The following is a 14056-nucleotide window of genomic DNA, read 5'->3' as shown; positions in this document are numbered from 1 at the left end:
GTCCATGAAGGTGCCCTTCACGGCAAAGCGATTACCGGCCCAGGAACGCGCGCAGCGACTCGAGGGCGGTGTCCGGCTGGTCGGCGAAGAAGCCGTCGACGCCGGCCTGGAGGAACGCGGCCTCCTCGGTGAAGACGTCGCCGTAGGCGTCCGGCTCGGCCGACGAGCGCAGGTTCGCCGGCAGGAACGGGTTCTCGTTCCGGAACGTGTACGGCTGCACCTTCAGGCCCGCCTGGTGCGCGTCCGCGACGATCGCGGTCGGCTTGGTCAGGTTCCCGGCCGCGTCCAGCGGGATGATCTGGCTCTTGTCCGGCCCGAGGTACTTCGCGTACTTCGCGACGTCCTTCAGTCCCTGCGGCGTGACGATGTCCTTGTACGTCCGCGGGTCGCCCTTCGCGACGAAGTCCGCCGGAGCACCCGAAGCCGACGTCAGCTGCAGCAGCGGCGTCCGGACCTGCTTGTGCAGCGCGATCAGGTTCGACACCTCGAACGACTGGATGATCGCCGGCGCGTCCGGCCGGTCGAGGCCGTTGCGCTTCAGGATCGGCACGAGCTTCGGCTCGACCGGGTTGCCGATCGACTGGAAGAACGTCGAGTGCTTGACCTCGGGGTAGGTGCCGAGCGTCCGGTGCAGCTCCTTGCCGAGCCGCTTGGTCAGGTCGAGCACCTCCTGGAAGGTGGCGATCTGGTAGCGCCCGTTGTACAGCGTGTTGTGCGGCCGGTTCGCCGGGATCCGCTCGACCGCGCGCAGCGTCTTCAGCTCGGCGAGCGTGAAGTCCTGGGTGAACCAGCCGGTCGTCGAGACGCCGTCGATCACCAGGGTCTTCTTGCGGTTCGCGAACTCCGGGTGCTTCGCGACGTCGGTGGTCCCGCTGATCTCCGGCTCGTGCCGGGCGACGAGCTGGCCGTCCTTGGTGGGCACGAGGTCGACGTCGACGTAGCTGACGCCCATCCGATAGGCGAGCTCGTACGAGGCGAGGGTGTGCTCCGGCCGGTACCCGGGCGCACCGCGGTGTCCGATGATCACGGGGTCATCGTGGCCCCGTCCGTGCGCGGCCGCATCAGCGGACCCCTCGCTTTGGAAGGGCACTGCGGATGCGCTCGCCGACCCGACGGCCAGTCCGGTGACGCTCAGCAACGCCAGTCCGGCGAGTGCCAGCACGCCGACACGTTTGCGCTTCATCTGGTGACCTCTTTTCACAGGGTGTGCCCTGACTACCCGCGCAACCCTCACCGCCGCAAGCATCCGACGGACGTATCCAGGCGAACACCTCGGTAAACGGCGCGTGGACTCCTCATCACTCCGGGATCTCCTTCGGGTCCCGGGGGACGGCGAAATGTCCGGCGCGGATCCGGCCGGATACGCTGTGCGGCGTGCGCGTACTGGTAATCGGCTCCGGCGCCCGTGAGCATGCACTCGTCCTCGCGGCGTCCGGCGACCCCACGGTCACCGCCCTGGCCTGCGCGCCCGGCAACGCCGGGACGGCCGCGATGGCCGAGCAGCTCGGCGTCGAGGCGGCCGACCCGGAAGCGGTCGCCGCCCTCGCGAAGAGCTGGCAGGCCGACCTGGTGGTGGTGGGGCCGGAGGTCCCGCTCGTCGCCGGCGTCGCCGACGCCGTCCGCAAGGCGGGCATCGCCTGCTTCGGCCCCTCGGCCGCGGCGGCCCGCATCGAAGGCTCGAAGGCGTTCGCGAAGGACGTCATGGCCGCGGCGAACGTGCCGACCGCGCGCAGCGAGGTGGTCGACAACCCGGCCCGCCTCGACGCCGCGCTCGCCCGCTTCGGCCCGACCTGGGTGGTCAAGGACGACGGCCTCGCCGCCGGCAAGGGCGTCGTCGTCACGACCGACTACGACGTCGCGCGCAAGCACGCGATCATGCTCCTCGACGGCGGCCACCCGGTCCTCCTGGAGTCCTTTTTGGACGGTCCGGAGGCGTCGCTGTTCTGCTTCGTCGACGGCCACACCGTCGTGCCGCTGCTGCCCGCGCAGGACTTCAAGCGCGTCGGCGACGACGACGCCGGCCCGAACACCGGTGGCATGGGTGCCTACGCGCCGCTGCCCTGGGCACCCGAGAACCTGGTCGACGACCTGGTCGAGCGCGTCGTCCAGCCGGTCGCCGACGAGCTCGTCGCGCGCGACGCGTCGTTCTCCGGCCTGCTCTACGCCGGCCTCGCGCTGACCTCCGAAGGTCCGCAGGTCATCGAGTTCAACTGCCGCTTCGGCGACCCGGAGACCCAGGTCGTGCTGGCCCTGCTGCGCACGCCGATCGCCGGGCTGATGCAGGCCACCGCCACCGGCAAGCTCGCCGAGCACCCGCCGCTGGAGTGGGCCAGCGGCGCCGCGGTCACCGTCGTGATCGCCGCCGACGGCTACCCGGGCAAGCCGCGCACCGGCGACGTCATCGGCGGTGCCGAGCTGGAAGGCGTGCTGCACGCGGGCACCCGCCGTCGCGACGACGGCGCCGTGGTCTCCTCCGGCGGCCGCGTGCTCTCGGTGGTCGGCACCGGCAAGACGCTCAAGTCGGCCCGCAAGCACGCGTACGAGACCGTCGAGAAGGTCCACCTCGCGGGCTCGCACCACCGCACGGACATCGCGCTCAAGGCGGCGAACGGCGAGGTCGACGCCCCGACGGTCAAACAGCGGGCCTGATTTCGGCGGACCCGGGAACCGGCGAGCGGTGGTCTTCGTCCAAACTCAGCCTGCTGTCACACCCGGGTTGGTAGCCTCGACGGGAGTCGGCCGGTCACTGTCCGTATGACGTCAGGGGAGAGCATGTCAGGACCCTCGTACGACCTCAGCTCGGCCGTCCCCGTGGCGCCGGCGGCCGCGGACGTCCTGGTCCACCCCGACAAGCTCCTGGACGTCGCCCGGATCGTCGAAGAGCAGGCCAACTCCCTCGAAGACCAGCTGCTGACCAAGCTCGGGCAGCTGCGGATCGACGCGCCGTCGGCCGACGTCATCAGCACGCAGTCGATCGACGCCTGGAACACCCTGATCGCCGACGGCGATCGCTCCTACGCGGGGCAGGTCCGCGAGTACGTCGCCGGCCTGAAGCGCCTGGTTTCGCAGCTGCGCGAAGCCGCCAAGGACTACAAAGTCAGCGAAGAGGAGAAGGCGGCGGTGTTCGGTGACCGCGCCAAGCACGGTGCGTAGCCGGAAGGTGCGCATCGTCACCGGGGGCGTGCTCGCGACGGCGGCGCTCGCCGGCTGCTCGGCGGGCACCGAAGGCACGCCCTACCCGGTCGAGACGGCCGCCACAGCGGCGTCGCAGAGCGCCAAGGCGGCCCAGCTGCCGCAACGGCCGGCCGAGCTGACCCTGCAGGGCGTCAACCTGTGCGAGGTGTTCCCGCAGGTGCAGCTCGACGCCATGAAGATCACCAGTGCTCCCCGGGAAGCACCGCCGGAGGACGGGCCGACGTGCGTGTTCGACGCCGACGGCGCCGAGCCGGTGCACGCCTACCACGTGCGCGCCGTCTCGGCGGACCTCGACGAGTGGATCACCGGGGCCCGCAAGAAGAACAGCATGACCACCGAGCCGAAGACCATCGGCGGTTACCCGGCGCTGACGAACTACCGCGCGGCCGGCGACCCGGCCGACTGCGAGGCGCTCGTCGGCGTCGCGCGCGGCCAGACGCTGGCCGTCCAGACCTTCGCCATCACCCGCGGCAAGTTCACGCAGCCGCAGCTGTGCGACCTGTCGGTGCAAGCCGCCGACGTCGCGTTGCAGACCTTGAAAGCACGCAACTAGGGAGGGCGCGTGGAATTCTCCGAGCTCGCGGCCGGGATCCAGAACCACCGGTTCGACGGCTGGACCAACACCGCGATCGCCGACCAGATCACGCGGATGGTCAACGGTGACGGCACCGGCAGCATCGGCACGGCCGTCGACGCGCTGAAGGCCGTCGCGACCGCCCTCGCCCACACCGACCAGACGCTGCGCGCCCAGCTGCTCAAGCTCGGCGTGGAATGGCAGAGCCAGGCCGGCGGTGCGGCCAGCCAGGTGCTCACCGAGCAGGCCGGGTTCTCCCAGGACGCGACGACGAAGGTCGCGCACGCCGCGGAAATGGTGTTCGAGCAGGGCGAGTCGTTCAACCGGACCAAGTACAAGCTCCCGGACGCCGAGACCGTCCGGAAGGGCGCGGGCGGCTACACGCTGGGCGACGGCCTGCTGCTGAGCCTGATCGGTTTCGAGACCGACCACGCCCGGCAGGTCGAGGCCGCGAACGACGCCAAGGCGCAGGCGACGCAGGCCCTGAACGAGTACGCGCAGGACAGCGGCGGCAACCTGCTCTCGACGCAGTCGCTGTCCGACCCCGAGTCGCTGAAGCTGGCCGCCCCGGGCGTGACGCCGGGCGTGCTGGACGTCGCGGGTGCCGCCGTCGCGGTGACGCCGGACGGCGGCGTGAAGCCGGCTTCGGACAAGGTCCGGTCGGTGCACGTCGACCCGCCGGTGGTGCAGCCCGTGTCGCACACGGTGCACGCCGACCCGCCGACCCCGGTCTACGGCGTCGCGGCGCAGCAGCAGCCGTCGAGGCCCGCCGCGCAGCCGCCGCGCCAGACCGGCGCGGGCTCCCCGCCTGCGCAGCACACGACGCCTTCGTCGTCGACGACTCCGGCCGGTGTGCGGCCGCCGACGTCGGCGCCCGGCCCCGGCTGGGTCAACGCGCCGGGCCGCGGCACGGCGTCCGGCGACGCTTCCCACTTCTCGCCGGGCTTGGCCACCGGCGGCGGTGGCGAGCAGTTCGTGCCACCGGGTGCGCCCGGCTCGCTGCCACCCGGCTCGTCACCGGCGACCGCGCCGATCAAGTCGCTCGGCGGCGGTGGCTCGTCCGGCGCCGGCGCGACCGGCGTCGAAGGTTCGCTCGGCAGTGGCAACCGCGGCCCCGACGGCCTGCTGGCGAAGGGCCGCACGGTCGGCGCGATGCCGCAGGCCCCGCTCCCGCCCGGGCAGTTCACGGCCGAACGCGGGTTCGTGGCGAAGCCCGGCGCGACACCGGGCGACATCGGCGCGGGCGCGGCGGCGATCGGCGCGGGCGCGGCCGGCGGCGCGCTGAGCGGCGACAAGGAGCGCTTGCGGCGGGAGAAGGGCGAGGCGAAGGGCCCGGTCCGGCCGCTGCCGGTCGGCGAGCTGCCCGAGGAGGAGGCCGTCGCGCTGCGGAAGTCGGAGCAGATCAGCCCGAAGCAGCAGGCCGGCGAGTCGAAGTTCCTGTCCGAGGCGGCCCCGCAGGAGGACGACGCCGAGCACGTCCGCCGCTTCGGCGTCGACGACCAGGACCTGTTCGCCGACCAGCGGATGGTTTCCCCCGACGTGATCGGCGACCACGGCGGGGACGGGCGCTGACCGTGTCGCTGGTGCTGTCCGCGCGGGAGTTCGACGTGCTCTGGGAGTCGTTGGGCCTGCCGCGCAAGCACGTCGCGCTCGACGTGCCGAGCGAAGGAACGACCCGCGCCGAGCGGCGGGAAGTGGTGGAAGCGGCCTGGGCGTCGCTGAGTGAGCGGCGCCTGGCCCGCAACGGCCGGGTGTCGGGCGAGGTGGCGGACCAGCTGCACCTGCTCGCCCGCCCCCAGTTCGGCATCGACGTGTGGGTGTGGGCCGAGCGCGAGATCCGCGGCCGCGCGGTGAGCGTCCGCAGCCAGGCGGTCCTGGCGGTGGTGGACCACGGCGAGGTCTGGCTGATCCCGGCGACGGAGGACGGTCTCCCGGAGGCGGCGGTCTCGGTGGCGGGCGACCTCGGACCGGGCATCGGCCAGACGGTGAGCATCCCGTACTCGGTACTGCGCGAGGCCGACGCGTCCGCTCGCGGCGAGGCAAAGGCTCTGGTCACGGCGTTGGAGGACCGGGGCGTCGAGCTGTTCCAGGCCCAGGAGCTGTCGGGGATGCTGCTGGGCCAGGAGGCCCGGGGTCAGTTCGGGGCCGAGCGAGTGGGCCGCGACGGAGTGGTCCACCGGGCGGGCCGAGTGGCGGCGTTCTTCGACACGGACGCGGGGCGGTACCTGTTCCAGGTGGTGTCGGACCGCGACGGTCGCGAGTGGGCGACGGTGACCCCGGCGGACAACGCCCTGCTGGCGACGCGGATCCGCGAACTGATGGCGGAGGCCTGATCCCCGCCGGGTGGAAGTTGGCGTGGAGCCGTACCCGCGACCGCGCGGAAGTCATAAAGTAAGCGCGGGAACCGTTCTGGTCATGACGACGTCTGATCGGGCGGACGCAAGTTTGCGAAGGGGATGACGAACCGTGCCTGTCTACGACACCGACTCGATGGCCATCGCGGCCGGCCAGGTGGAGAAGCTGAAGGACGAGTTCGAAAAGTCCAAGCAGAAGGTCACCGGCATGGACCACGAGCACGAAAGCCCCTTCGGTGGAATGGACGACAAGGGCGACGCACACAACGCGGTCGGCAAGTTCAAGGACGGCGTGCACAGCCAGTTCGATGCCGCGGGCAAGCACATGGAGGCGCTGGGGTTCGCCATGCGCAAGGCCGCCGGCCTGCTCGTCGAGACCGACCAGGTCGGGGCGAGCGACCTCACGCTGCACGTGGACAAGTGACGGACTGAGCAGGGGGCACGAGAGTGGGCTTGAACGACGTCGGCGCCGGAGAGCCGGACAATTGGGACGCCTTCATGAAGAAGGTCGATCAGGTCGAAAAGGTCGACCTGAACAAAATCACGGCGGCGGCGACGCAGTTCCGTGAAGCCGGCAAGAACGCCGGCGACCACACCGCTTCCTTGAAGAATTCGACCGACGCGCTCAATGGCGGCGTGTGGGCCGGCCCCGCGGCGGACCAGTTCTTCCAGTACGTCCGCCAGGTGCGCGACGCCGGCACCAAGGTGCAGACCCACCTCGAGGACGTCGCCAAGGACCTCGAGACGCTGGGGACCAATCTCGCGGAGATCAAGCGCAAGGTCTCGGACAAGCAGGACTCCGCCGAGACCGCCGTCAACGCCCGCAACCAGCAGGCCAAGACCGACATGGAAGCGGCGGACCGAGTGGCCGCCGAGCACGCGAAAGACCCGGACAAGCCGGCGCCCAGCCCGACCGCCGCGGAGATCAAGGCGAAGGCGGCGACGGACATCCACACGATCACCGCCGGCTTCGACGGTGACGTGACCGGCCTGCAGACCCAGGCCGACACGCAGATCAAGGCCTCGCAGAAGCTGATGTCCCAGCAGATCGAGGGCGGCTACGACCAGGTCCCCCTGCCGAGCAGCACCCCCGCGGCGCCCAAGAGCACCGGCGGCATCCACAGCAACGGCTCCTCCCACCATGGCGGTGGCGGCGGAGGAGGCGGAGGCGGTGGTGGAGGCGGCGGCCTCGGCCCCAGCGGCGGACCCCCGTCCTCGCCGCCCCCGGGCAACGTCCAGCAGTGGATCCAGGAAGCCATCAAGGCACTCCAAGCCGCCGGCGTGCCCGTCACGGACGCCGACATCCCCAACATCTGGGCGATCATCCAGCACGAGTCGGGCGGGAATCCCAACGCCATCAACAACTGGGACTCCAACGCCGCGGCCGGGCACCCGTCCAAGGGGCTCATGCAGTGCATCGACGGGACGTTCAACGCCCACAAGCTGCCCGGCCACGACAACATCTACAACCCGGTCGACAACATCATCGCGGGCGTCCGGTACTCCTACGACCGCTACGGCGGCCTCGGCAACGTGCCGGGCATCAAGGCCATGGCCCACGGTGGTGCCTACCAGGGGTACTAGAACTAGCCTGGCCGCATGGTCGACCTCGGAGCCTTCGCGGGGCCCGCGCTGCGGGCCGGTGTGCCGCCCTTCCACGTCATGGACGTCCTCTCCGCGGCCGGCGCCCGGCAGCGCAGCCACGGCGATCTCGTGTCGCTCGCCGCCGGGCAGCCGTCCGTGCCCGCGCCGAAACCCGTCCTCGAAGCCGCTCGTGAAGCGCTGGGCAAAAGCACCCTCGGCTACACCGAACAGCTCGGCATCCCGGAGCTGCGGGACGCCGTCGCCGGGCACTACCAGCGGAAGTACCGGCTCGACGTCAGCGCGCAGGACGTCGTCCTGACCACCGGGTCGTCCGGGGGCTTCCTGCTCGCCTTCCTCAGCGCCTTCGACCCCGGTGCCAAGGTCGCGATGGCGCGGCCGGGCTACCCCGCCTACCGCAACCTGCTGTCCGTCCTCGGCTGCGAGGTCGTCGAGTTCGCCACCACCGCCGAGACGAACTTCCAGCCCACCGTCGCCCTGCTCGACGAGCTCGGCCCGATCGACGGCCTGATCGTCGCCAGCCCCAGCAACCCGACCGGGACCGTCCTGCCGCCCGGGGAGCTCGCCGCGATCACCGGCTGGTGCTCGTCGCACGGCGTGCAGCTGATCAGCGACGAGATCTACCACGGCATCTCCTACGGGGCCGAGCTCGACTGCGCGTGGCAGTTCGGCCGCGAGCCGCTCGTGCTCGGCAGCTTCTCGAAGTACTTCGCGATGACCGGCTGGCGGCTCGGCTGGATGCTGGTGCCGCAGCGCCTCCACCGCGCGGTCGACGTCCTGACCGGCAACTTCACCATTTGCCCGCCCGCGGTCTCGCAGTACGCGGCGCTCGCCGCCTTCACGCCCGAGGCGTACGCGGAGGCCGACGCGCACGTAGAGCACTACCGCGCCAACCGCGACCGGCTCTTCACCGGCCTCAAGGGCATCGGCCTCGACCGGCTCGCGCCCGCCGACGGCGCCTTCTACGCGTACGCCGACGTCAGCGCGTACACCCAGGACAGCCTGAGCTGGTGCCAGCGGCTGCTCGCCGACACGGGCCTCGCCATCACCCCCGGCGTCGACTTCGACCCGGTCGACGGCGGCAAGTACGTGCGATTCTCCTTCGCCGGCAGCGCGGCCGACATCGACGAAGGCGTCCGCCGGCTCGGGGCCTGGCTCGGCCAGGGGGAACCCTGATTCATCCCTGAACGTTGGCTCTACGAGGGGAGTTTCCCCGGCCGAGGTGTCACAGTGGAGACATCGGGCCACCAGCGGCCACGGGAGCAATCGGAGGAAGCCATGTTCTGGAAGATCGTCGGCGGCCTGATCGTCGCCTGGGTGGCGTTCATGGTGCTGGGCGCCGTGATCGGCTTCGTGTTCAAGGCCGTCCTGTGGATCGCCATCATCGGTGGCATCGCCTTCCTCGGCGCCGCCGGCTACCGCGCGATCAGCGGCGGCAAGAAGGACCCGAGGCGCATCAACCGCTACTGAGCAAACCCGAAGACCGCGTCACGTCGCCGAGTTCCACCGGCGCCGGGCGCGGTTTTCCGCTGTTCACGGCGATGTTTCTTTGATCAATTCCCAGTCCGGCGAACGTGACATTTCAACGTCATGTCGACGTGCAGATGCACGTGTTCTTGCACGTGCATGACAAGCTCGGTACGCTGAGTAGTGAGTTCGAAGACGGTTTCCGATGATCTTTGACAACAGGAGATTCCCGCGATCGAGGGGTCCGGAACATCGGTTCCGGACCCCTCGATCGACGTGAAAACAGGCGTTTACCGCGCCTTTTCCCGGTGAAGACGTCGGTCTCGCGACCTCCGCCGGCCACCGGTGCCCAAGTGTCGGCATGATCGGTCACTCCTCATAAGATGATCACCTGCCGAGTCTGCGTCTCGGTCTTGATCAGCAGCTCGGCTCCTTCCTCTTTGGTGGCCCGGTAAAGCACTTCGCCGTAACCGATCAACCGGCGAACGGCTTCGGTGAGCGTGACGCCTTCGCGGTCGATGACCCGCTGGAGGGCGTCGACCGTCTCGGGGTTGACCGCGACGTTGATCCGTTTCGGTGCGGTCCCCTTCGTGTGGGCCACTTCCGAACGTTCTCGAGGCGGGGCGGCGGGCTCGATGGTCGTGTCCGGGGCTGTGGTCCTGGCGGCCATGCTCTCTCCTTTGGCGGGTCGTCGCCCCCGTCCGGCAAACGACCGGTGCGTGGCTTCGGTCGCCGCCAGTGTGAGGGGCGTGTCGCGTGCGTGGCAAGTGCGTGGTTAGTCGGTGCGGTGACGCTACCTGTTACGTGCGTGAGCGCTGACTGGTTCAGTGCGTCCGAGCTGCTGCGGACGGGCATCCAAAACCGCACGTCATAGTGCATTTCCAGCCAACTTACCAGTGGATTACACGTGGTGACCACGTACATCCACTCAACCACTTTTCACTCGAAAGGGCCACAGCTTGAGGTGACGTGTTCACATAAGCACACGCTTAGCGAGTGTGCGCTGACGTGCGCATGTGAGAAATCTGCGCAATGAAGGCATGTTTCGAACACGTGCAACGTGTCTGTGAACCACGTATTCGACACAAGTCCGGTAAAGTTTCCGGCGTGGTGAGCTTGCTCACTCCCCTGGCTTGCTCCCGAAAGATCGACTCTCGACCCCCCTCGCGCGAGACAAGGAGTCTGCACATGCCCGCCCCCGATCGTCCCCCGACCGCGATGAAGCTGACCAATCCGTCGGCGGCTGCCTATCCCGACCCCGGCGAGTACTTCGAACCCACCGCTCGCGGCATCGAAGGAGCCGAAGAAATCTCCAGTGACCCGTTGTACGCCGAGTACGACGTATGAGTGGCGAATCCGCCGCGACGGCGGAAAGCGGTCCCGGAAGACCCGGCGACCAGGCGAAGGGCGACGAGTGGATCGACCCCAAGGCGCCGCCGGAACCCGGTGAGGCGCAGTGGGAGGACCTCGAGCACCCGTCGCCCGGCGAGACCGAGCCGACGCATCGGCGCCCTGGCCAGGCACCGTTGTTGCTGGAGCGGCCCACCTTCCGTGAGGTCCAAGAGGCCGCGGACCGGCAGCACCGCGCGGAGATGCAGTCCAGCCAGGCGGAACATGCCGCGCAGTTGCAGCTTCAGCAGACCAGGCACGCGGCGGGCATGCAGCAGAAAGTACTGCTCGGCGTGGGTTTCATCCTGCTGGCCGTCTTCGGGACCATCTTCGCCGCGGTGTGGAACCACGCGGTGGCACCGGACTTCGCGTTGGAGATGAGCAGGATGATCATCCCGGCGTTGCTCGGTTCGGCGAGCACCATCGTCGGCGCGCTCTTCATCGTCGGCGGCCGGAGGCGGCGGTGAGCCGCGTGGCTCAGTCCAGCCAGGCCTGAGCCGCGTCGGCGCCGTTCCACACCTGGGCCTTGAGGCCGACCGCCCGTGCTCCGTCCACATTGGACGGGCGGTCGTCGAAGAACAGGCAGTCGGCCGGCTCCGCGCCGAGCTCGTCGAGCAGGAGGCGGAAGATCTTCGCGTCCGGCTTGACGCACCGGACGTCACCCGAGAAGAGCGTCACGCGGAAGTGGCGCGCCCACTCCTGCGCGCGAACCCATTCGCCGAACACCACTGGGGCGTTCGACAGCAGCGCCAGTGATGCGCCGGCCTCGGAAAGTGTCTCGAACAGCGCCTGCGAGGACGGTTCGAGGTGGCTCCAGCCCTCGACGTCGATCTGCGTCAGCTCGTCCGACAGTTCTTCGCCGACGGACACACCCAGCGCCTTGCCGACCGTCTGCCAGTACTCGAGCGGAGTGCTCCCGGCGTCGTAGGGAATCCGGTAGTCCCAGTACGCCTTCTCGAACTCCGGCAGCGGCGCGCCCATCGCCGCGGCCATGGCCGGGCGGGCCGCGCTCGGCTTGCTCAGCACGTCGCCGTAGTCGAACACGATCCAGTTCACGCTGTCCCCAGTACTCATCGGGCGCCGGTCTTGATCCGGCGCAAGGCTTCTTCGACTTCGGCCGCGCTCAGGTCCCGGTGCGTGACGAACCGGACCTTGCCCGCCATCGGCACCGCCCGGATCCCGAGCGAGTCCAGCCAGGCCAGCGCGGTCGGGATGTCGGGGACCTCGGCGAGCACGATGTTGGTGTCCGGCACGTTCGTCGGCCAGCCGTGCTCGGTCAGGCCTTCGGCCAGGCGCCGGGCGTTCTCGTGCGACTCCGCCAGCTCGGGGACGCGGTCCAGCGCGACCAGGCACGCCGCGGCCAGGACGCCGCCCTGCCGGACGCCGCCGCCGAGCATCTGCCGCATCCGGCGGGCCCGCTCGACGAACGCGACGCTGCCCGCGACGACCGAACCGACCGGTGCGCCGAGGCCCTTGCTGAAGCAGGCCGACACGCTGTCGACGCCGACGGTCAGCGCGGCGGGCGGCACCTCGAGCGCGACCGCGGCCTGCCAGAGCCGGGCGCCGTCGAGGTGCACGGTCAGGCCGGCTTCCTTCGCGACGGACAGCAGCTGGGCGTGCTCGTCGGGCGGCGTCACCGCGCCACCGGCGGCGTTGTGCGTGTTCTCGAGACAGAGGAGCGATGTCCGTAATGTGAAGTACGGCCCGGGTTGTCCGATCGCGGCCGCGAGGGCGTCGGGCGAGGGGCGGCCCGGGCCGCCGTCGTGCTCCAGGATGTCCGGCATCCCGCCGGCCAGCCACGCCGCGGAGCCGAGCTCGTTGCTCAGCACGTGGGCGCCGCGCGTGGCGAGGAACCGGTCGCCGCGCTGCAGGTGGAGGCTCAGCGCGACGAGGTTCGCCATGGTCCCGCTCGGCACCCACAGGGCGGCCGGCATGCCCAGGACGTGCGCGGCGCGTTCCTCCAGCGCCTGGACCGTCGGGTCGCGTTCGAGGACGTTGTCGCCGACCTCCGCGGACGCCATCGCCGCGCGCATCGTGTCATCCGGACGGGTGACGGTGTCGGAACGGAAGTCCAGCGGCGGCAGCGTGAAGGTCACGGAGTGATCACATCACACCCACCCGACGGGGATCAATGAGCCCTCGGGTGGTCGAACCCACTCGGTCCATGCAACCGTGGACGCCCCTGATTCCGTCCTACCCACCGACGACAACAGAGCGGAGCACGACTGCGCGTGGACCAGCGCGACGAGGAGGAGTTCGCGGAGTACTTCGCCGCCAGGCGGGACGCCGTGCGCCGGACCGCGTACATGCTCTGCGGCGACTGGCACCGGGCGGACGACCTCGCGCAGACGGCGTTCGTCGCGCTGCACCGGAGGTGGAAGAAGATCAGGGATCGCGCGGCGACCGACGCGTACGTCCGCACGACGCTCGTCCGGGCGTCGATCGACGAATCGCGGCGTCCGTGGCGGCGCGAATGGCAGACCGAGACGCTGCCCGAGCCCGCCGACGACTCGCCAGGCCTCGACGACCTCGTCGCGACCAGGGAAGACCTGCTCGCGGCGTTGAAGGAAGTGCCGCCCAAGCAGCGGGCGGTGCTGGTCATGCGGTTCTTCGAAGGGCTCGACGTGACCAGCGCGGCGACGGCGCTGGGCTGCAGCGAAGGCAACGTGAAGAGCCAGACCGCACGCGGGCTGGCGAACCTCAAGCAGGTGCTCGAACGGGAGGTGGAGACCAATGGATGAGCAGGAGCTGCGCTCGTTGTTCTCCGCCGCGCCCGGCGAAGCGCCTTCGCCGACGTTCTCGCAGGACGACGTCGTCCGCGAATCCCACCGCCAGACCGTGCGGCGCCGCAACCGGATCACCGCCGGGGTGAGCGCCGCGGCACTGGTGGTCGTCGGGTTCGGTGCGTACGGAGTGTTGTCCGGGGGTACCCCCGAGGCACTGACGTCCGCGGACAACGGCGCCATGTCGTCGCAATCCGGGCCGGGATCGGGGCAACCCGGGCTGAGCCCGGCACGTCCTGAAGTCGGTGGGGGGTCACCGAACTTCTCGTCCGAACCACCTCGGCAGGGAGGTGACCAGGGCGGGAAGACCGGCCAGCTGGCCGAAGGCGCCTCCGGGTGCGAACAGGTGGACGGGGAGCTCGCCATTGCCCTCGCTGGCGAGCTCCCCGGCCACGTCGCCGGTACCCCGGCTGTCCCGGGCGGCGCCTGTTCGACGGGCTCGCGCTCCGCCGGGTTCCCGGTTCCGGGCGGCGAGGTGTCCGCGGCGGTGTACCCGAAGGGCATTCCCGTGGTCTTCAAGTCCCAGCCGGCCGGCACGGTCACGGCCCAGGTGGCCACCGCGTCCGGCGGATCGTTGGTGCTGGTCAGCGTGCCTTCGTCCGGGGCGACGGCACCGTACGCGGGCCAGGTGCAGGCGTTCGCGCACGATCTCGCGCCCCGCTTCTGAGCCCGGGTCCGCCCGGTTGGCAGAA

At 70.2% G+C, this 14056-nt stretch carries 17 protein-coding genes; 13 read left to right on the top strand and 4 right to left on the bottom strand.

What is annotated here, in order from left to right; all coding sequences use genetic code 11:
* Positions 1-31 precede the first annotated feature (31 nt).
* Positions 32-1183, bottom strand: coding sequence for a glycerophosphodiester phosphodiesterase (locus QQ657_RS48140; protein ID WP_284749141.1), 1152 nt, complete (start codon positions 1181-1183; stop codon positions 32-34).
* Positions 1184-1374: 191 nt separating this feature from the next.
* Here QQ657_RS48140 and purD point away from each other — a divergent pair, with 191 nt between their 5' ends.
* The 9 genes from purD (at position 1375) to QQ657_RS48095 (ending at position 9195) form a co-directional block, all read left to right on the top strand.
* Complete coding sequence (gene purD, locus QQ657_RS48135; RefSeq protein ID WP_284749140.1) at positions 1375-2649, top strand: phosphoribosylamine--glycine ligase; 1275 nt, start codon at positions 1375-1377, stop codon at positions 2647-2649.
* Between the two features lie 123 nt (positions 2650-2772).
* A complete protein-coding gene (locus tag QQ657_RS48130) occupies positions 2773-3153 on the top strand; it encodes a hypothetical protein (protein WP_284749139.1) in 381 nt (126 codons plus the stop codon).
* Between the two features lie 28 nt (positions 3154-3181).
* A complete protein-coding gene (locus QQ657_RS48125) occupies positions 3182-3748 on the top strand; it encodes a DUF3558 domain-containing protein (RefSeq protein ID WP_284749157.1) in 567 nt (188 codons plus the stop codon).
* A 9-nt stretch (positions 3749-3757) separates the two neighbouring features.
* Positions 3758-5341: a hypothetical protein gene (locus QQ657_RS48120; RefSeq protein ID WP_284749138.1), complete on the top strand. Its 1584-nt coding sequence runs from the start codon at positions 3758-3760 to the stop codon at positions 5339-5341.
* Between the two features lie 2 nt (positions 5342-5343).
* Positions 5344-6102, top strand: a complete 759-nt coding sequence (locus QQ657_RS48115) for an ESX secretion-associated protein EspG (RefSeq protein ID WP_284749137.1) — start codon at positions 5344-5346, stop codon at positions 6100-6102.
* 133 nt (positions 6103-6235) lie between these two features.
* Positions 6236-6547: a hypothetical protein gene (locus tag QQ657_RS48110; protein WP_284749136.1), complete on the top strand. Its 312-nt coding sequence runs from the start codon at positions 6236-6238 to the stop codon at positions 6545-6547.
* Between the two features lie 74 nt (positions 6548-6621).
* Positions 6622-7707, top strand: a complete 1086-nt coding sequence (locus QQ657_RS48105; protein ID WP_284749135.1) for a transglycosylase SLT domain-containing protein — start codon at positions 6622-6624, stop codon at positions 7705-7707.
* A 15-nt stretch (positions 7708-7722) separates the two neighbouring features.
* Positions 7723-8901 carry a pyridoxal phosphate-dependent aminotransferase gene (locus tag QQ657_RS48100; protein WP_284749134.1) on the top strand — a complete coding sequence of 393 codons (1179 nt, stop codon included), beginning with the start codon at positions 7723-7725 and terminating at the stop codon, positions 8899-8901.
* Positions 8902-9003: 102 nt separating this feature from the next.
* Positions 9004-9195 (top strand): hypothetical protein, encoded by a 192-nt coding sequence (locus tag QQ657_RS48095; protein ID WP_155548045.1) that lies wholly within the window; start codon positions 9004-9006, stop codon positions 9193-9195.
* Positions 9196-9568: 373 nt separating this feature from the next.
* Here QQ657_RS48095 and QQ657_RS48090 read toward each other — a convergent pair whose 3' ends face one another.
* Positions 9569-9862 (bottom strand): hypothetical protein, encoded by a 294-nt coding sequence (locus QQ657_RS48090; RefSeq protein WP_284749133.1) that lies wholly within the window; start codon positions 9860-9862, stop codon positions 9569-9571.
* A 518-nt stretch (positions 9863-10380) separates the two neighbouring features.
* Here QQ657_RS48090 and QQ657_RS48085 point away from each other — a divergent pair.
* On the top strand, positions 10381-10539 hold the full coding sequence (locus QQ657_RS48085) for a hypothetical protein (protein ID WP_284749132.1): 159 nt from the start codon (positions 10381-10383) through the stop codon (positions 10537-10539).
* Positions 10536-11048, top strand: a complete 513-nt coding sequence (locus tag QQ657_RS48080; RefSeq protein WP_284749131.1) for a hypothetical protein — start codon at positions 10536-10538, stop codon at positions 11046-11048. The genes QQ657_RS48085 and QQ657_RS48080 overlap by 4 nt, the downstream gene beginning before the upstream one ends.
* Positions 11049-11058: 10 nt before the next feature.
* On the opposite strand, the gene QQ657_RS48075 is transcribed toward QQ657_RS48080, so the two are convergent.
* Both QQ657_RS48075 and QQ657_RS48070 read right to left on the bottom strand, forming a co-directional pair.
* Entirely contained in the window at positions 11059-11637 is a 579-nt protein-coding gene (locus QQ657_RS48075) for an HAD family hydrolase (protein WP_284749130.1), read from the bottom strand.
* A 14-nt stretch (positions 11638-11651) separates the two neighbouring features.
* Positions 11652-12677: a threonine aldolase family protein gene (locus QQ657_RS48070; RefSeq protein ID WP_284749129.1), complete on the bottom strand. Its 1026-nt coding sequence runs from the start codon at positions 12675-12677 to the stop codon at positions 11652-11654.
* Between the two features lie 135 nt (positions 12678-12812).
* On the opposite strand from QQ657_RS48070, the gene QQ657_RS48065 reads away from it, so the two are divergent.
* On the top strand, positions 12813-13322 hold the full coding sequence (locus tag QQ657_RS48065; protein WP_284749128.1) for a SigE family RNA polymerase sigma factor: 510 nt from the start codon (positions 12813-12815) through the stop codon (positions 13320-13322).
* Positions 13315-14031, top strand: coding sequence for a hypothetical protein (locus QQ657_RS48060; protein ID WP_284749127.1), 717 nt, complete (start codon positions 13315-13317; stop codon positions 14029-14031). The genes QQ657_RS48065 and QQ657_RS48060 overlap by 8 nt, the downstream gene beginning before the upstream one ends.
* Positions 14032-14056 lie beyond the last annotated feature (25 nt).

It is taken from the genome of Amycolatopsis ponsaeliensis (genome assembly GCF_030182635.1).
Taxonomy (GTDB): Bacteria; Actinomycetota; Actinomycetes; order Mycobacteriales; family Pseudonocardiaceae; genus Amycolatopsis; species Amycolatopsis ponsaeliensis.
Note: the sequence above shows the minus strand (reverse complement) of the source record. Positions and strands in the feature narration are given on the sequence as shown.

Excerpts from the sequence above, each read along its gene's own strand:
- QQ657_RS48140 (WP_284749141.1), bottom strand. The coding sequence starts at position 1,183 with ATGAAGCGCAAACGTGTCGGCGTGCTGGCACTCGCCGGACTGGCGTTG.
- QQ657_RS48100 (WP_284749134.1), top strand. The coding sequence starts at position 7,723 with ATGGTCGACCTCGGAGCCTTCGCGGGGCCCGCGCTGCGGGCCGGTGTG.
- QQ657_RS48105 (WP_284749135.1), top strand. The coding sequence starts at position 6,622 with ATGAAGAAGGTCGATCAGGTCGAAAAGGTCGACCTGAACAAAATCACG.
- QQ657_RS48130 (WP_284749139.1), top strand. The coding sequence starts at position 2,773 with ATGTCAGGACCCTCGTACGACCTCAGCTCGGCCGTCCCCGTGGCGCCG.
- QQ657_RS48090 (WP_284749133.1), bottom strand. The coding sequence starts at position 9,862 with ATGGCCGCCAGGACCACAGCCCCGGACACGACCATCGAGCCCGCCGCC.
- QQ657_RS48085 (WP_284749132.1), top strand. The coding sequence starts at position 10,381 with ATGCCCGCCCCCGATCGTCCCCCGACCGCGATGAAGCTGACCAATCCG.
- QQ657_RS48080 (WP_284749131.1), top strand. The coding sequence starts at position 10,536 with ATGAGTGGCGAATCCGCCGCGACGGCGGAAAGCGGTCCCGGAAGACCC.
- QQ657_RS48060 (WP_284749127.1), top strand. The coding sequence starts at position 13,315 with ATGGATGAGCAGGAGCTGCGCTCGTTGTTCTCCGCCGCGCCCGGCGAA.
- QQ657_RS48095 (WP_155548045.1), top strand. The coding sequence starts at position 9,004 with ATGTTCTGGAAGATCGTCGGCGGCCTGATCGTCGCCTGGGTGGCGTTC.